At 64.9% G+C, this 16,904-nt stretch carries 19 protein-coding genes; 5 read left to right on the top strand and 14 right to left on the bottom strand.

Translation table 11 applies throughout. The features are described from left to right. Window positions 1-16: 16 nt before the first annotated feature. From ntrB to ybiB, 3 genes are all read left to right on the top strand, one after another. Window positions 17-847 (top strand): nitrate ABC transporter permease, encoded by an 831-nt coding sequence (gene ntrB, locus AC3FOF_RS20910; RefSeq protein WP_276265503.1) that lies wholly within the window; start codon window positions 17-19, stop codon window positions 845-847. A 47-nt stretch (window positions 848-894) separates the two neighbouring features. Next, complete coding sequence (locus AC3FOF_RS20905) at window positions 895-1,698, top strand: ABC transporter ATP-binding protein (protein ID WP_017228171.1); 804 nt, start codon at window positions 895-897, stop codon at window positions 1,696-1,698. 127 nt (window positions 1,699-1,825) lie between these two features. Further along, the gene (gene ybiB / locus AC3FOF_RS20900) at window positions 1,826-2,836 is read left to right on the top strand and encodes a DNA-binding protein YbiB (RefSeq protein ID WP_017228170.1); all 1,011 of its coding nucleotides are present in this window, start codon (window positions 1,826-1,828) and stop codon (window positions 2,834-2,836) included. A 35-nt stretch (window positions 2,837-2,871) separates the two neighbouring features. On the opposite strand, the gene AC3FOF_RS20895 is transcribed toward ybiB, so the two are convergent. Then, window positions 2,872-3,747 (bottom strand): pirin family protein, encoded by an 876-nt coding sequence (locus tag AC3FOF_RS20895; protein ID WP_017228169.1) that lies wholly within the window; start codon window positions 3,745-3,747, stop codon window positions 2,872-2,874. 394 nt (window positions 3,748-4,141) lie between these two features. Here AC3FOF_RS20895 and rpoH point away from each other — a divergent pair, with 394 nt between their 5' ends. Then, entirely contained in the window at window positions 4,142-5,038 is an 897-nt protein-coding gene (rpoH, locus tag AC3FOF_RS20890; protein WP_017228168.1) for an RNA polymerase sigma factor RpoH, read from the top strand. Between the two features lie 119 nt (window positions 5,039-5,157). Here rpoH and AC3FOF_RS20885 read toward each other — a convergent pair whose 3' ends face one another. The 5 genes from AC3FOF_RS20885 to AC3FOF_RS20865 form a co-directional block, all read right to left on the bottom strand. Beyond that, window positions 5,158-5,784: an SCO family protein gene (locus tag AC3FOF_RS20885; RefSeq protein WP_488727658.1), complete on the bottom strand. Its 627-nt coding sequence runs from the start codon at window positions 5,782-5,784 to the stop codon at window positions 5,158-5,160. 161 nt (window positions 5,785-5,945) lie between these two features. Beyond that, window positions 5,946-6,881: a heme o synthase gene (locus AC3FOF_RS20880; protein ID WP_035813375.1), complete on the bottom strand. Its 936-nt coding sequence runs from the start codon at window positions 6,879-6,881 to the stop codon at window positions 5,946-5,948. Next, window positions 6,878-7,981 carry a COX15/CtaA family protein gene (locus AC3FOF_RS20875; protein ID WP_488727657.1) on the bottom strand — a complete coding sequence of 368 codons (1,104 nt, stop codon included), beginning with the start codon at window positions 7,979-7,981 and terminating at the stop codon, window positions 6,878-6,880. Before AC3FOF_RS20875 ends, AC3FOF_RS20880 begins: the two co-directional genes overlap by 4 nt. A 7-nt stretch (window positions 7,982-7,988) precedes the next feature. Further along, a complete protein-coding gene (locus AC3FOF_RS20870) occupies window positions 7,989-8,645 on the bottom strand; it encodes an SCO family protein (protein ID WP_276263636.1) in 657 nt (218 codons plus the stop codon). A 122-nt stretch (window positions 8,646-8,767) separates the two neighbouring features. Beyond that, window positions 8,768-9,511: an SURF1 family protein gene (locus tag AC3FOF_RS20865; RefSeq protein WP_488727656.1), complete on the bottom strand. Its 744-nt coding sequence runs from the start codon at window positions 9,509-9,511 to the stop codon at window positions 8,768-8,770. Window positions 9,512-9,595: 84 nt separating this feature from the next. On the opposite strand from AC3FOF_RS20865, the gene AC3FOF_RS20860 reads away from it, so the two are divergent. Beyond that, window positions 9,596-9,805 (top strand): twin transmembrane helix small protein, encoded by a 210-nt coding sequence (locus AC3FOF_RS20860; RefSeq protein WP_017228163.1) that lies wholly within the window; start codon window positions 9,596-9,598, stop codon window positions 9,803-9,805. A gap of 169 nt (window positions 9,806-9,974) precedes the next feature. Here the strand turns inward: AC3FOF_RS20860 and AC3FOF_RS20855 are convergent, their stop codons facing one another. The 8 genes from AC3FOF_RS20855 to AC3FOF_RS20820 form a co-directional block, all read right to left on the bottom strand. Beyond that, window positions 9,975-10,835 carry a cytochrome c oxidase subunit 3 gene (locus AC3FOF_RS20855; RefSeq protein ID WP_017228162.1) on the bottom strand — a complete coding sequence of 287 codons (861 nt, stop codon included), beginning with the start codon at window positions 10,833-10,835 and terminating at the stop codon, window positions 9,975-9,977. 128 nt (window positions 10,836-10,963) lie between these two features. Next, window positions 10,964-11,176 (bottom strand): DUF2970 domain-containing protein, encoded by a 213-nt coding sequence (locus AC3FOF_RS20850; protein WP_035813371.1) that lies wholly within the window; start codon window positions 11,174-11,176, stop codon window positions 10,964-10,966. Between the two features lie 45 nt (window positions 11,177-11,221). Then, window positions 11,222-11,836: a cytochrome c oxidase assembly protein gene (locus AC3FOF_RS20845; RefSeq protein ID WP_276265927.1), complete on the bottom strand. Its 615-nt coding sequence runs from the start codon at window positions 11,834-11,836 to the stop codon at window positions 11,222-11,224. A 17-nt stretch (window positions 11,837-11,853) separates the two neighbouring features. Next, on the bottom strand, window positions 11,854-11,985 hold the full coding sequence (locus AC3FOF_RS20840) for a cytochrome oxidase small assembly protein (RefSeq protein WP_276265928.1): 132 nt from the start codon (window positions 11,983-11,985) through the stop codon (window positions 11,854-11,856). A 70-nt stretch (window positions 11,986-12,055) separates the two neighbouring features. Continuing rightward, the gene (gene ctaD, locus AC3FOF_RS20835; protein ID WP_017228158.1) at window positions 12,056-13,660 is read right to left on the bottom strand and encodes a cytochrome c oxidase subunit I; all 1,605 of its coding nucleotides are present in this window, start codon (window positions 13,658-13,660) and stop codon (window positions 12,056-12,058) included. 23 nt (window positions 13,661-13,683) lie between these two features. Then, window positions 13,684-14,949 (bottom strand): cytochrome c oxidase subunit II, encoded by a 1,266-nt coding sequence (gene coxB / locus AC3FOF_RS20830; protein WP_035813368.1) that lies wholly within the window; start codon window positions 14,947-14,949, stop codon window positions 13,684-13,686. A gap of 61 nt (window positions 14,950-15,010) precedes the next feature. After that, window positions 15,011-15,520: a DUF2244 domain-containing protein gene (locus tag AC3FOF_RS20825; RefSeq protein WP_017228156.1), complete on the bottom strand. Its 510-nt coding sequence runs from the start codon at window positions 15,518-15,520 to the stop codon at window positions 15,011-15,013. Between the two features lie 228 nt (window positions 15,521-15,748). Further along, complete coding sequence (locus AC3FOF_RS20820; RefSeq protein ID WP_488727655.1) at window positions 15,749-16,702, bottom strand: methyltransferase domain-containing protein; 954 nt, start codon at window positions 16,700-16,702, stop codon at window positions 15,749-15,751. Between the last annotated feature and the right edge of the window lie 202 nt (window positions 16,703-16,904).

Here is a 16,904-nt window from a genome sequence, read left to right as displayed (position 1 = left end):
CGCCGCCGAACCCGCCCTGCCAGGCCACAAGCCAGCCCTCGAACATGCCGACGCCCGCCGCGCGGCATGGCTCGACGCCCTGAGCGCGGCGGTGCTGAAGGCGATACCGCCTCTCGCCGGCTTTGCGCTGTTCCTGCTGGTATGGCAGGGCATCGCCGCCATGATCCCGGCCATTCCGACGCCGGCCGCCACCTGGCAAGCCGCCGTGCCCCTGTTCTCCGACCCGTTCTACCGCAATGGCCCCAACGACCAGGGCATCGGCTGGAACGTGCTGGCATCGCTGGCGCGCGTGGGCGCTGGCTTCGGCCTGGCGGCGCTGATCGGCATCCCGGCCGGCTTCGCGCTGGGCCGCTTCGCCTTTCTCAACGCCATGATGGCGCCCATCATCAGCCTGCTGCGCCCGGTCTCGCCGCTGGCCTGGCTGCCGATCGGCCTGCTGCTGTTCAAGTCGGCAAACCCGGCGGCGATCTGGGCCATCTTCATCTGCTCGATCTGGCCGATGGTGATCAACACCGCCGTGGGCGTGACGCGCGTGCCGCAGGACTACCTGAATGTCGCGCGCGTGCTCGACCTGTCCGAGTGGAAGGTGTTCACCCGCGTGCTGCTGCCGGCCGTGCTGCCCTACATGCTGACCGGCGTACGGCTGTCGATCGGCACCGCATGGCTGGTCATCGTGGCTGCGGAGATGCTGACCGGCGGCACCGGGATCGGCTTCTGGCTGTGGGACGAGTGGAACAACCTGAAGGTGGAGCACATCGTCATCGCGATCTTCATCATCGGCGTGGTCGGGCTGCTGCTCGAATACGCCTTGCTGACGCTCGCCAGGCGCTTCAGCTACGGCAACTGAAGACGGCAACCGAGGCACCAATCGCGCTCAGCGCCAAGGAGAAGCTCATGGAAAAGTTCGTCCGTATCGAAGGCGTCGGGCAGACCTTCAAGACCAGGAAGGGGCCCTTCGTGGCCCTGCGCGATATCAACCTGAACATCGCCAGCGGCGAGTTCATCACGCTGATCGGCCACTCGGGCTGCGGCAAGTCCACCCTGCTCAACCTGCTGGCCGGCCTGGACCGCCCCAGCGCCGGCGCGCTGATCTGCGCCGAACGCGAGATCGCGGGACCCGGCCCGGACCGGGCGGTGGTATTCCAGAACCACTCGCTGCTGCCCTGGCTGACGTGCTTCGAGAACGTCTACCTGGGCGTGGAACGCGTGTTCGGCGGCAGTGAAAGCAAGGCCGGACTCAAGGCGCGCACCCGCGGCACGCTGGCCATGGTCGGCCTCACGCACGCCGAAAACAAGTATCCGCAGGAAATCTCGGGCGGCATGAAACAGCGCGTGGGCATTGCGCGGGCGTTGGCGATGGAGCCCAAGGTGCTGCTGATGGACGAGCCCTTCGGCGCGCTGGATGCGCTCACGCGGGCTCACCTCCAGGACGAGCTGATCAAGATCGTGGCCAAGACGCGCAGCACGGTGGTGATGGTGACCCACGACGTGGATGAAGCCGTGCTGCTGGCCGACCGCATCGTCATGATGACCAATGGCCCGGCGGCCACCATCGGCGAGGTGCTGACGGTGGACCTGCCCCGCCCGCGCGAACGCATGGCGCTGGCCGAGGACAAGACCTACCACGCCTGCCGGAGCGCGGTGCTGGACTTCCTGTATCGCAAGCAGCGCAATCCGGCGCTGAAAGAAGCCGCCTGAAGGGATGCCGAAGGCCAGTGTGCAGCAGCAGGAGCGGGACTGACAGCGCCGGCATTGGCCAATACCATGGGCACGGCCTGCCCTGCTCCGCTATCATGAACCTCAAACAACACTGTCCCAGCCCGCCATGACTACCACGCCAGCCGCACCCGCGACACCCGCCCAGCCTCCGTTCGCCGCGGCGAAGTACATCAAGGAAATCGGCCGGGGCGTCAATGGCGCCCGCGCGCTGCCGCGCGAGGATGCGCAGGCCCTGTTCGACGCCATGCTGGCCGGCCGCGTGGCCGATATCGAACTGGGCGCGGTGCTGATGGCCTATCGCATCAAGGGCGAGGCCCCGCACGAACTGGCCGGCATGCTGGATGCCGCGCACGCGCATTGCCTGCCGCTGGCGGGGCCGCCGGACCGCATCGTGGTGTCCATCCCGAGCTACAACGGCGCGCGCAAGCAGCCCAACCTGGTGCCGCTGCTGGCCCTGCTGCTGGCGCGCGAAGGCATTCCCGTGCTGGTGCACGGCACGCGCCAGTTCAACGGGCGCGTCACCAGCATCTCGCTATTCGAGGCGCTGGGCATCGCGCCATGCGCCTCCGTGGCACAGGCCGAAGGCCAGCTTCGCAGCAAGGACAGGCCGCTGGCGGTGCTGCCGATCGACGTGCTGTCGCCCGCACTGTCGCGCCTGCTCGACAAGCGCACGCAGATCGGCCTGCGCAACTCCTCGCATACGGTGGTCAAGATGCTGCAGCCGGTCGGCGCGCATTCCCCGGCCGAAGCGCTGCGCCTGTACAGCTACACCCATCCCGAGTATCGCGAAACGCTCACCGATTACTTCTCGCGCGAACCGGCCAATGTCCTGCTGGCACGGGGCACCGAAGGCGAAGTGGTGGCCGATGCCCGCCGTGGCGGCCGCATCGACTGGCTGCATGACGGGCACCAGCGCACCCTGGTCGACCCCACCGCCGGCTCGATCGCCGAAGTGCCGGAGCTGCCGCCCGGCAGCGACGTGGACCAGACCGCGGCCTGGATCCGCCTGGTACTGGACGGCAAGCTGCCCCTGCCGGCACCGATCGCCACCCAGATCGAGGCGATCCGCGAGTGCCTGCAACAGGGCACGCGGGTGGCCTGGGCCAACCCCGTCTGACGCGTTAAGCCGGGCAGCACAGCTGCCCGCCGCACTCAGATCTTGCGCTGCGGCAACGGAATCCGGTCATCCTCCCCCGGCACGCGCGGGAACTGATCGGCCTCCCAGCGCTGGGAGGCCGCCGCGATTGCTTCCTTGGTGCTGGCGACGAAATTCCAGAAGATAAAGCGATGCCCGTCGGTCGGGTCGCCCCCCAGCAGCATCGCGCGGGCTGCCGTCTGCGCCGTCAGCGTGACGGGCTGGCCCTCCACCAGCACGGCCAGGTGCCGCTCCGGCAGCGTTTCGCCATCCAGCGCGATGGTGCCATCCACCGGATAAATGCCGCGCTGGATGTGCTCCGGGGGAATTTCCAGGCTGGCGCCCGCATCCAGCTCGATCGCCACATACAGCGTGCGGCTGAACACCTTCACCGGCGACTGCGCGCCAAAGGCATCCCCCGCAATCACCGTCATCCGCACGCCGGGGCGCTCGAGCTTGGGCAGCGTGGCGGCGGGATGGTGATGAAAGGACGGCGCGACGTTCTCGTGCTCCCTGGGCAAGGCCACCCAGGTCTGGATGCCGTGCAGGCGCGGCCCGGCCTCGCGGGCGGACTGGGGCGAGCGCTCCGAGTGCGCGATGCCGCTGCCGGCCGTCATCCAGTTCACGTCGCCCGGCCTGATCACCTGCTTGCTGCCCAGGCTGTCGTGATGCAGGATCTCACCCTCGAACAGATAGGTGACGGTCGCCAGGCCAATATGCGGATGCGGACGCACATCCGCACCTTCGCCGGGCGGCAGCGCTACGGGCCCCATATGATCGAAAAAGATAAAGGGCCCGACAGTCTGGGCCGCCGCAGCGGGTAGCAGCCGGCTTACGGCGAAATCGCCGAGGTCGCGCGTATGCGGCTTGAGCAAGTGTTCGATAGCAGACATGATTTTCCCCGGTTCGGTCGATACTGACGGCTGTGCAAATGAAAAGAGTGTAGCCGTTAGCGCAACACAACATCTCATCCGGCGATCGAACCGGATGGGGGATGCACGCTCTAACCATTGTCCGAACGTGCGCGGATCGCTGGAGTCACTTGCCGGATAGCGGCTCCGCCACATCCGCACCGCGATCACGCATCATACTATGTAAAAATTAGAGTTGATTGTCAGGAACTATCAACCCTATTATTACTCCAACTTAGCAGTCCCCCGGCTTGAGTGCTAATATGTGTTGCATTGCAGTGCACGCCCCCTGAGGCTTGCGCACGCGGGCAACCCACCCGCCGGATGCGAAAGGAGCAACTGAGTGAACGCAGTCCTATCTGCTGACCAAACCCAAATGACCAACCGCCTGCCTGCGGTGCCGCAAGGCGCCGGCACGTTTGCACTGGCATTCCCGGGCAACCTGGGAAATCTCGATAGCTATATCCAGGCTGTACATCGCATTCCCCTGCTCACCGCCGAGGAAGAGCAGCGGCTTGCACGCGAGTTGCGCGAGCACGACTCCGTCGACGCGGCGCGCCGCATGGTGCTGTCGCACCTGCGCCTGGTGGTATCGATTGCCCGCCAGTACCTTGGCTACGGCCTGCCCCACGCGGACCTGATCCAGGAAGGCAATATCGGCCTGATGAAGGCTGTGAAGCGTTTCGACCCGGACCAGGGCGTGCGGCTGGTGTCGTATGCGATGCACTGGATCAAGGCCGAGATCCACGAATACGTGCTGAAGAACTGGCGCATGGTCAAGGTGGCGACCACCAAGGCCCAGCGCAAGCTGTTCTTCAACCTGCGCAGCCACAAGCAGGGTGCCCACACCTTCACGCCGGAACAGATCGACGCGGTTGCGCGCGAGCTCAACGTCAAGCCGGAAGAAGTGATGGAGATGGAAACCCGGCTGTCGGGCGGCGACCTGGCGCTCGAAGGACAAGTCGACGATGGCGAGGAAGAATTCGCGCCGATCGCCTACCTGGCCGACAACCACAACGAGCCAACCCGCGTGATCGAGGCCCAGCGCCACGACCGCATGCAGGTCCAGGGCCTGGAAGAAGCACTGACCAAGCTCGACGACCGCAGCCGCCGCATCATCGAGGCGCGCTGGCTGAAGGTCAACGACGACGGCTCCGGCGGCTCCACGCTGCACGAGCTGGCTGACGAATTCGGCGTCTCCGCCGAACGCATCCGCCAGATCGAGACCGCGGCGATGAAGAAGATGAAGGGAGCGCTGCAGGCCTTTGCCTGAGGCGTGCCGGACCGGTGGCGGGCCAAGGCCCTGCCGCCGGACCTCCGGAAATGAAACAGGGCCGGTCGCAAGACCGGCCCTGTTTCATTTTGTCCGCCGCTGCAGCGGCGGCGCGCGCATCAGGAAAGCAGCTGCTTGAGATCGTGCACGATCGGCTCCGGTCCCTGGCCGTGGCGTATGAACAGCCGCAGCTTCCCGCTGGGGTCGAATACATAGCTGCCCGCCGAGTGGTCCATGGTGTAGTTGGACGGCGACGTACCCGGCACCTTGGCGTAGAACACCTTGAAATCCTTGGCGATCTTCTGCAGCGCGGCATCGTCAGCCGGGCGCATGCCCAGGAAACGCGGGTCGAAAGCCGGCACGTATTGCGCCAGCAAGGCCTGCGTATCGCGCTCGGGGTCGACGGTCACAAACAGCACCTGCACCTTGCCGGCATCCGGCCCCAGCTGCTCCATCACCGCCTTGAGTTCGGCCAGCGTGGTCGGGCAGACATCCGGGCAATGCGTGTAGCCGAAGAACATCACCACCGCCTTGCCCTTGAAGTCGGCCAGCGTCCGCACCTTGCCGTTGTGATCGGTCAGGACAAAGTCCTTGCCGAATTCGCTGCCGCCGGTGATATCGACGTTCTTGAAGGATGCCCGCGGCTGGCCGCAAGCAGCAAGCAGCAGGGAGCACAGCGCCAGCAGGAAGAACCTGCGGAAGCTCGCGAAGGTGGGCAGGAGGCTTGGAGGAAGGCGGTTTGGCATGCGGATTCAAGGAGTTCTGACGGCCCGGAACAGCCCGGAGAGAGTCCGGGCACGGCAAGGTCACATTGACGGATTACAGCAGTATCGCCGATCGGGGCCGCCACGCGCTCACGCCGCGACAAGATGTCGCAAGCCGTGGCGCGGATTCCGCTGCGGGCCGCTCAGGCCTGCGGCAGGAACTTGAAATAGTGATCGATCAGCAGCGCGGCGAACAGCAGCGAGAGATAAAGGATCGAAAAACGGAAAGTGCGCTGCGCCAGCGCATCCGAATAGTTGCGGAACAGCTTCAGCGCGTACGCCAGGAAAATGCCCCCCAGGACCAGCGCGGCCACCAGGTAGATATAGCCGCACATGCCGTACACAAAGGGCAGCAGCGTGGCCGCGATCATGATCAGGGTGTACAGCAGGATGTTCAGCAGCGTGAAGCGCTCGCCGTGCGTCACCGGCAGCATGGGCAGGCCCGATTTGGCGTAGTCGGCGCGGCGGTACAGCGCGAGGGCCCAGAAGTGCGGCGGCGTCCAGGTGAAGATGATCAGCACCAGGAACCAGGCCTCGGCCGGCACGTCGCCGGCCACGGCCGCCCAGCCCAGCGCCGGCGGCATGGCCCCGGACAAGCCTCCGATCACGATATTCTGCGGTGTGGCCGGCTTCAGCAGAATGGTGTACACCACCGCGTAGCCAACGAAGGTGGCGACCGTCAGCCACATCGTCAGGTCGTTGGTATACACATGCAGCAGCCACATCCCCGCGCCACCCAGCACGGCGGAAAACACCAGGGTCTGCGCCGTGGTGATTTCGCCGGTGGCCGAAGGGCGCCAGGCGGTGCGGCGCATCAGCGCATCGATTTTTTGTTCGACCAGGCAGTTAATGGCGAAAGCCGCGCCCGCCAGCAGCCAGATGCCGGCGGCCCCACCGATCAGCACTGGCCACGGCACCATGCCGGGCGTGGCCAGGAACATGCCGATGATGGCGCAGAAGACGGCCAACTGCGTCACGCGTGGCTTGGTCAGGGCGGCGTATTGGCGGACCAGGTGACGAACCCGTCCGAAGGGATGAGTGTGGGTAGCTGTAACCACTGGGGAGTTCTTGTCTTTCATGTGGCGCGCGCGGCGGCCGGCACGTCCGTGGCAATGTCTGCGGACCGGGCCGCGAGCCCTACATTGTAGTTGAGGCGGACCAGCAGCAGCAGCAAGACCGCCGCGCCGCCGTTATGCGCCACCGCGGCCACCAGCGGCCAGTCGAACACGATGTTGGAAAGCCCGGTGGCCAGCTGCAGCACCAACATGCCAAGCAGCCAGCCGGCGCTGCGCGCCAGCCCGGCAAAACGGCGCGCCTGCAGGCCGAACCAGGCCAGGAAGGCCAGCACCATGAAGGCAAAGCCGCGATGCACCCAATGGATCGCCACCAGCGCGGCGTGGGGAATGTAATCGCCGTCCGCGGTCATGCCGAGCTGGCGCCACAGGGTGAAGCCGTGGCGGAAGTCCATCTCGGGCACCATCTGGCCGTTGCACAGCGGGAAATCGGTACAGGCCAGCACCGCGTAGTTGGTGCTCACCCAGCCGCCGAGGAATATCTGCAGTACCAGCAGGGCCAGCGCAATGCGCGCCGGCCAGCGCAGCGCCCCGGCCGCGGGCGCGATCGTCCCCCGCGGATCGTTGCGCGAGCCGAGCCAGATCAGCGCCGCCAGCAGGCTCATGCCCAGCATCAGGTGCGTGACCACGATGATGGGCTGCAGCTTGAGCGTCACGGTGAAGGCGCCGAAGGCGCCCTGCACGCACACCAGCAGCAGCACGCCGGTGGCAAACCAGGGCGACTGCCTGAGTTCGCGGCGCTTGACCCAGGCCAGCACCGTCAGCGTGATGATCAGTACGCCCACCGCCATGGCGAAGTAGCGGTGGATCATCTCGATCCACGCCTTGGTGATGGTGACGGGCCCGCTGGGCAAGGCAGTCTCGGCGGCACGGATCGGCTCCATGGCCGAATGCGGATTGGAGTGGCCATAGCATCCCGGCCAGTCCGGGCAGCCCAGGCCCGAGTCGGTCAGCCGCGTGAAGCTGCCGAACATGATCAGGTCCAGCGTCAGGAAGGCGGTGATCCACACCAGCTTGCGGTATTTGTTGCGGTCTCCCTTGACCAGTACGTAGCTGAGAGGGAACAGCGCAATCAGGACGCCGATGATGGCGAGTTGGAGCAGCATGCGCGTCTCACCCGATATGAGAGTACTTGAGCAGCTTCTTCAGATCCGAACTCATTTTCTTGGGGTCTGGATCCTTGGGGAAGCGCATCATCAGGTTTCCCAGCGGGTCTACCAGGAACAGGGTGTCCTCGATCCGGGCGCCAGGCTCCGCGGGCAGCCATTTCTGCAGCGCGGCGCGGTCGGCGCGCAGGAAGCGCACCCCGGCGTAGGGCTCATTGTAGGCGGCCGACAGGCGGGCATCGATCGGGCCGTCGTCGCTGACCAGCCACACCGGCACGATGCGCTCGCGGTCCTGGCCCTGGCCCGCGCGGATCTGGCGGATGGTGAACAGTTTCCTGGCGCAGGCTTCGTCGCAGGCCGCACCGTCGGCCGATACCAGCAGCCACTTGCCCTTGAAACTGTCGAGAGGCACCGACTCCGCACGCTCGTTGCCGACCTGCGCCGCCGGCATGGGGCGCTGCGGCTCGATCAGCGTGCCGTAATTGGTCTGCCCGCCCGCCGGCCGGAACACGTAGTAGGTCAGGTAGGAGGCGATCACCGGCGAGGCGCACACCAGCAACAGCAGCAGCATCTGCATGCGGCCGCGGCGGGTGCGGGCATCGATGCGCGGATCTTGCGGCGCGGCGCGGGCGGCCTGGGCCGAAGCGGGATCTGGTTGTTGCATGGCGTTTCGTCGGTCTGTCGGTCTGTCTGTCGTTATCAGCGGCGGCGGTCATCTGACCGCCACGTTCCATAGGGGTTCGCTGCCGGGTGCGTGCCGTATCGCGGGCTAGCCCGCCGGCGGCCTCAGGCCGCCATGCGCGCCGCGCGCCGCCAGCTCAGCGTCACCAGCAGCACCAGGGTCAGCGCGGCCAGCCCGAACCACTGGAAGGCATAGCCATAGTTGCGGTCCGCACCGCTATCTGCCGGCGCCCAGTCGCGTTCGAGCCCGTCGCCGCTGTCGTTGCGCTGCTCCAGCACAAAGGGCTGCAAAGGCACGCCGAGCTCCCTGGAGAAAGCGGCAAGATCCACATTCTGGCGGATTTTCCGGCCCGCCTCCGCGCTAGCGCCCTGGCCCAGGCTGAAGACCCTGGGCACCGTGGAGAGCGCGGTACCGTCCAGCACCACCTCCCCCCTGGGCGTCGGGAACGGTGCGATGCGCGTACGATCCTGAGCATCGCGGGGCAGCCAGCCACGCAGCACCAGCACCGCCGGCGCGCCAGCATCTTCCGTCGCGACGCGCAGCGGCGTCAGCACCATGAAACCGGCACGGCTGTCGGTTCCGTTGCCGTGGGGGCGATTGTCCAGCAAAACGGTGTGGTCTGCATCGAAGCGGCCGCGCACGCGGACCCGCCGCTCCGCCACCTGGCCCTCGACCAGGGTACGTCCGACCTCCAGCGGCGGCTGCGCCGCCAGCGCCTGCAGGCGGGCGGCGCGCGCCAGCTTCTCATGGGCACGGTTGAGCTGCCAGTTGCCGAGTGCGCAGGTGGCGGCGATCACCACCAGCGCAGCGGCAATGGGTACCGGGCTGAGCCCGCGCCATATCTTCACTGACGGCTCCGGTGTGCTGTTGCGCACGCACGGGTGCGATAATGGCGCCTCACCTCCAGCTGACCCCGCGCTTGCGGGCCCCCCATGCGCATCATCATCATCATCGCGTTCATCCTCATCGTCGGCAGCCTGGCCTCCGCCCTGTTCTTCATGATGCGCGACCGCGGCAAGACGCCAAACATGATGCGCTCGCTGATGTTCCGGGTCGGTTTTTCCGTGGCACTGTTCATCTTCATCCTGTTCTCGCACTGGATGGGCTGGATACAGAGCACGGGCATCCGCATGGGACCTTGAGCCTGGCGCGGCTCTCGGCCCACCCTGGCTACCTGGTTTGAACCACAAAAAACAAGCGCCGCAGGCTGGCAAAACTCCTGCGGCGCTTGTTTTTTGTTGTTCTTCGCCGAAAAGCCAGGCCTTCAGGCGATTCCGCCGGCGTCGCCGGCGGCCACTGCAGTCGGGTGCCTTACAGCCAGTACACCACGATGTAGAGGAACAGCCACACCACGTCGACGAAGTGCCAGTACCAGGCGGCACCCTCGAAGGCGAAGTGGTGATCGGGCGTGAAGTGGCCCTTGAGCACGCGCACCAGCACCACCGTCAGCATGATCGCGCCCATGGTCACGTGAAAGCCGTGGAAGCCGGTCAGCAGGAAGAAGGTGGAACCGTAGATGCCCGAGGTCAGCTTGAGGTTCAGTTCCGTGTAGGCATGATGGTACTCGTACACCTGGAAGCACATGAAGACCGCGCCCAGCAGGATGGTCAGCACCAGGCCCTGGATCAGCTGGCTGCGCTTGTTGGCCAGCAAGGCATGGTGCGCCCAGGTCAGCGTCACGCCGGACATCAGCAGCAAGGCGGTATTGATGGTCGGGATCGGCCACGGACCCATGGTCTGGAAGCTTTCCACCACACCGGCCGGTCCGGAGTTCGGCCACACTGCGGCGAAGTCGGGCCACAGGATCTTGTTGTTCAGGTCGCCCAGCCACGGCATGGCGATGTTGCGGGCATAGAACAGCGCGCCGAAGAACGCTGCGAAGAACATCACTTCGGAGAAGATGAACCAGCCCATCGACCAGCGGAAGGACAGGTCGATGTTCTTGCCATACTTGCCGGTCTCGGATTCACTGATGGCGTCGCCAAACCAGCTCTTGAGCACGAACAGGAACCACAGCAGGCCCAGGCCGCAAAGGTACGGCCCCCAGGACTGCCCGTTTACCCAACCAGCGGCACCCCCGGCCGTCATCAGCAAGCCAAAGCTTGCCGTGATCGGATGGCGCGAGGGGCCCGGTACGAAGTAGTACGGAGCGTTTGCGCGATTCGCACTCATTCTTTTTTCTCCAGCTCAGAGTCTCTGATTCAGTAATCGTTATCCGCACATCCAGCCCTGACGGGACCGGCGGCTGCTTTTGCCCTGCTTTTTTACTTTTTTCCTGCCCTGCCCCGTGCTGCGTGGCCTCACCCTACCACGACGCGCACGACGGTAATCAGCACCGCGATCAGGATGGCTACCCCGATCAGGCCGGCGACAATCACATGGACCGGGTTGAGCTGGGCCATGTCGCGCTCATGCTCGCTTCCCTTGCGCAGGCCGATAAACGACCAGAACACCGCGCGCAGGGTCTGCGCAAACGACAGCTTGCGCTTGACCGCGTCCTTCATTTCTTCCACGGCTACACCCCCCACAACCACTTCAGCTGCGACGGCAGCTGCAACTCAAATGCCCTTGCCCGCTCCGGCCTGCTGCGCATCGAGCGGCCCATGCGGCACTTGCGCCACCGGCGCCCCGACCTCGAAGAAGGTGTAGGACAGCGTAATGTTCTTTACGTCTTTCGGCAGGTCCGGATCGATCACGAACACCACCGGCATCTCGCGTGCTTCCTTTGCCTTCAGCGTCTGCTGCTTGAAGCAGAAGCATTCGATCTTCTTGAAATACTGCGTGGCCAGCTTGGGCAGGTAGCTCGGAATGGCCTGGGCCGAGATATCGCGCTCCTGCCCGTTCGCCACTTCGTAGACGATGGTGGTCATTTCGCCCGGGTGCACTTCCATGCTGCTCTTGACCGGACGGAAGGCAAAGGGCCCACGCGCGTTGGAATCGAACTCGACCGTGATGGTGCGGGTCTTGTCCACCTGCGTGTTCTTTGCCTGGCCGCCATACAGGTCGCGCGTGGTCAGCACGTTCAGGCCGGTGATCTCGCAGATCTTCTTGTACAGCGGCACCAGCGCATAGCCAAACGAAAACATCAGCGCCACCACCACCAGCAACCGCAGCAACATCCCGCGGTTAAAGCCCTTGTCGGTGGCATCGTTCGACTGCTGGTCCATGCTCATCTCGATTCCCTGCAGCGTCAGCCAAGAAGGATCATCTTGGCGAAGAAACCCAAAAAGAAAACCATCACGATCGAGAAAAGAATCAGGCCGAGACGACGATTGGAGGCCTTGCGGTCTGCCTGCGATGGACTTTTGTTTGGATCCTGCATAACACCTTGCTTCGTGCTTGGGTGACGCGGAAGAACGGGCTTTGCCCATCCTTCCGCGCATTGATACGGCTTACTTGACCTGCGGCGGCACTTCAAAGGTATGGAACGGAGCCGGCGACGGCACGGTCCACTCCAGGCCCTCTGCGCCTTCCCAGGGCTTGTCCCCGGCTGCCTTGCCACCACGGTAGGACGGCAGCACCACGAAGAAGAAGAAATACACCTGCATCAGCCCGAAGCCCAGCGCGCCGATCGAGGCGATGGCGTTGAAGTCGGCGAACTGGGTCGGGTAGTCGGCATAGCGGCGGGGCATGCCTGCCAGACCCAGGAAGTGCATCGGGAAGAAGGTGACGTTGAAGAAAATCATCGAGCCCCAGAAGTGGATCTGGCCGCGGGTTTCGTTGTACATGAAACCACTCCACTTCGGACCCCAGTAGTAGAAGCCCGAGAACATCGCGAACAGCGAGCCCGCCACCAGCACGTAGTGGAAGTGCGCCACGATGAAGTAGGTGTCCTGCAACTGGATGTCGATCGGCGCAACCGCCGGCATCAGGCCCGTGAAACCGCCGATGGTGAACACGAAGATAAAGCCGATCGCGAACAGCATCGGGGTCTCGAAGGTCATCGAGCCGCGCCACATGGTGGCGATCCAGTTGAAGATCTTCACGGCCGTCGGCACCGCGATCAGCATGGTGGCGTACATGAAGAACAGCTGGCCGGTCACCGGCATGCCAGTGGTGAACATGTGGTGGGCCCACACGATGAACGACAGGATGGCGATCGAGGCGGTCGCGTACACCATCGAGCTATAGCCGAACAGGCGCTTGCGGGCGAAGGTCGGCACGACGTGCGAGATGATCCCGAACGCCGGCAAGATCATGATGTAGACCTCGGGGTGGCCGAAGAACCAGAAGATGTGCTGGTACATCACCGGGTCGCCGCCGCCGGCTGCCGAGAAGAAGCTGGTGCCGAAGTGACGGTCGGTCAGCACCATGGTGATGGCGCCGGCCAGCACCGGCATCACGGCGATCAGCAGGTAGGCGGTGATCAGCCAGGTCCAGCAGAACATCGGCATCTTCATCAGCGTCATGCCGGGTGCGCGCATATTGAGCACCGTGACGATGATATTGATCGAACCCATGATCGACGACGCGCCCATGATGTGCATGGCGAAGATGGCCATGTCCATGCCGGGGCCCATCTGCACCGACAGCGGCGCGTAGAGGGTCCAGCCGGCGGCAGTGGCGCCGCCCGGGGCGAAGAACGACAGCGCCAGCAGCAGCGCTGCCGGCGGCATCAGCCAGAAGCTGAAGTTGTTCATGCGCGCGAACGCCATGTCGGATGCGCCGATCTGCAGCGGGATCATCCAGTTGGCGAAGCCGACGAAGGCCGGCATGATCGCGCCGAACACCATGATCAGGCCGTGCATGGTGGTGAACTGGTTGAACAGTTCGGGACGGAAGAACTGCAGGCCCGGCTCGAACAGCTCGAGACGGATCAGCAATGCCAGCACGCCGCCAGACAGCAGCATGGTGAAGGAGAACAGCAGGTACAGCGTACCGATGTCCTTGTGGTTGGTGGCGAACAGCCAGCGGCGCCAGCCATGCGGATGATCGTGGTGCTCATCGTGGGCGTGGTCGTGCGGGTGGGCGAGCGCGTCCGGGGTAGCAGTACTCATCGCGAAAACTCCTGAAATCCTGTTCAGCCTGCCGCGCGGTCACCCGCGGCGCTTGCCTGCTTTTCAGCGGGCTTGTCTTCCGTCTTGGGCGCGGCATCGCCGCCGGAGGCGCCAGGTGCGCCGCCGCCTTCCCGGAACTTGCCGGCGCGGGCGTTCACGAAATCGCTCGGTTGAATCACTTCACCGGTCTTGTTACCCCAGCTGTTGCGGGTGTAGGTCATGACAGCGGCGAGCTCGGTATCGGAGAGATGCTTCCACACCGGCATGGCACCCTTGCCCTCGAGCAGGATATGCATCTGGCCGGCGTCCGGACCATTGACGATCTTGGAGCCGTCCAGCGCCGGGAAGGCACCGCCGCCCTTGCCGTTCGGCTGGTGGCAGACCGCGCAATTGGCCGTATAGACCTTCTCGCCACGGGCCTTGAGCTCGTCCAGGGTCCAGGTCTTGTTGGGGTCGTCGGCCTTGGCCGCGAGTTCCTTTTTCTTGCCGTCGACCCACTTGGCGTAGTCGGCGTCGGACACCACGCGCACGACGATGGGCATGAAGGCATGCTCCTTGCCGCACAGCTCGGCGCACTGGCCGCGATACACGCCGACCTTCTCGGCCTTGAACCAGGTATCGCGCACAAAGCCGGGAATCGCATCCTGCTTGACGCCGAAGGCCGGGATCATCCAGGCATGGATGACGTCGTTGGCCGTCAGCACCACGCGGACCTTCTTGTTCACGGGCACCACCATCTCGTTGTCCACCTCCATCAGGTAGGTGTTCGACTTGGGCGCCTCGTTGTTGATCTGGTCGCGCGGGGTGGTCAGGGTCGACACGAAGGAGATGCCTTCGCCGTCACCCTTCAGGTAGTCGTAGCCCCACTTCCACTGGTAGCCAGTGGCCTTGATGGTGAGGTCGGCGTTGGTGGTGTCCTTCATCGCCACGACCGTCTTGGTGGCAGGCAGGGCCATGCCGATCACGATTAGGAAGGGGATGATGGTCCAGATCACCTCGACGGTGATGCTTTCGTGGAAGGAGGCGGACTTGGCGCCCTTGGACTTGCGGTGCGTAAACACGGAATAGAACATCACCGCGAAAACGCCGATGAAGATCACCGTACAGATGATCAGCATCATCCAGTTCAGCCAGTGAATCTGCTCGGCAATCTTGGTGACCGGCTCGGTCAGATTGAGCTGACGCACTGCGGGGCCGCCTGGCATGTCCTCCACTGCCAAGGCTGCCTGACCGGTGAGCAGGGACAAGCCCACCAGACATGCTGCGGATGCCTTCTTCCACATTTTCATTTTGTTATCTACCCAATTTACAGATTCAAATCTGTCACTCGTCGGGCTTCAAACCGCCTCCTCAGAGGCAACGCAAAGCCGATACGAGTTCCTGCGCGAACTTTCGCCGCTTGTACGGGTCAACGAAACACCCCACCTGTACAGCGCACTTACCCGAGCGCAGCAACACCAGCGCCCGTAATGATTCACCCAGTTCAACCCGCACCCACAGCGGATTGAATTCATGCCGCGTAAGCTGCCCCGCGCTGACCGATTCAACCACCAACATGCCATCGGCCAGGCTGACACGTTCGTAATCTGTCGCGTGCCGCGCATAGACCAGCAGGGCAATGCCCAGGCCCAGCACATCCAGCCCGGCAAAGGGCAGCACGAGCCATGACCCTCGCCACGCGAAAAACGAGGCGATGGCAAGCGAGACAACGACGATGGATAGGTAAAACCAGCCGACCTGGCGTGGAGACAGCGAGCAATTCCGCTTCATCAGCCAGTCTTTACCCGGCGCGCCAGATCCTCCGGCACCGCCGTCGGATTTGTCCTGCGCCGTCTGGAATGCGATACCCAAGTCTTGCATCGCCAACCGCTCTGCTTCGGATGCCCGCCCGGGATGACTGCGCCCAGGCTGCACCATGAGCGTGCGATTCCGGGGCAAATTCTGCCAGGGGACTACTGCGACAAACTGGCGCATTATAGGGCGCTTCGTCTACTCGGACAAGGCCGCTACTTGACCAGGGGGCTAGCGCGCGGGAAGTTTTTGTGCATCAGGAAGGTGCGCGCGGCCACTGCGCGCATGCCGGCAACGTTACCGCCGCTGCCGGGCGCGGCCTATTTTTTCGAGCGGCACCACGGCATGCCCGAGTTCGTCGACCGCCTGCCTGCCGCGCGGCGCCAGCTTCCAGGCGTGGCCATAAACGATCTCGAAGGTCAGCGGAATCAGCCCGTCCGCGCCGCGGCGGCGCTCGAGCGCCGCCAGCACCGCCTCCAGCCATTTGCGGCCGCGCAGGCCCTGGCCCGCCCCGGCCGGCACGCGCAGCCCGCCGAAGGCCTGTACTTCGCGCAGCAGCGTGCGCGGCGATTCGTAGGTGACGGTCAGGGTTTCCATGTCCATCACGGGCGTGGACCAGCCGCTGTGCACCAGCATGTCGCCGATGTCGTGCATATCGACAAAACGCAGCGAATGGACGTCGCCGTCGACTTCGGCAAAGGCGGCGCGCAGTTCCGCCAGCGTATCCGGCCCGAACAGGGAAAACAGGACCAGGCCTTCGTCGCGGGTGACGCGGTGCCACTCGGGGAATACCCTGTGTGGCTCGGGGTGCCAGTGCAGGGCGAGATTGGACCACAGCAGGTCGAAGCTGGCCGGAGCGAAGGGTAATGTGGCAAGATCGCCCTGCACCAGGTCGAAGGTCGGGCGCTTGCCGAGCAGGCGGCCGAGCCATCCGGCCTGGCCGGGGCGGCGCTGGGGATCGCGCTGGGCCGCCTCGCGCAGCATGGCCGCGGAGATGTCCAGGCCGGCGATCTGCGCGTCCGGGTATTGGGCGCGCAGCGCCGCCAGGCCGCGGCCATGGCCGCAGCCGATGTCGAGGGCACGCGCCGGCGCCAGGCGGATCATCTGCATGCGCTCCTGCATGCGCTGGCCGATCTCGCCCAACAGGAAATCAAGCTGGCCGAATCCGGCGCTGCGCCGGTCGAAAGCCAGGCGGGTCAGCCGCGCAGGCGGCAAATAAGCATCAGGGGAGTCGGCGTCATGCAGGGACACGGGCAAACCAGGCAGCAAGAGGATGGAGACGACGGCCGGACGGAAGCGTCCGGCCGGGAGAGGGCGCGCGCACCAGCAAACGCCGCGGCCGGACCGCAAGTATACGCGCGCCCCGCCACGCCTGCCGCCGGCGCTCCAGGCACGGGCCGGCGGGCCACGCCGGCGCCGCATGCCACGCACGCGCCGGGAGCGCGCCGCGCGG

The organism is Cupriavidus sp. 96C5-1, assembly GCF_057798855.1.
This window is presented reverse-complemented; position numbering and strand designations above follow the sequence as displayed.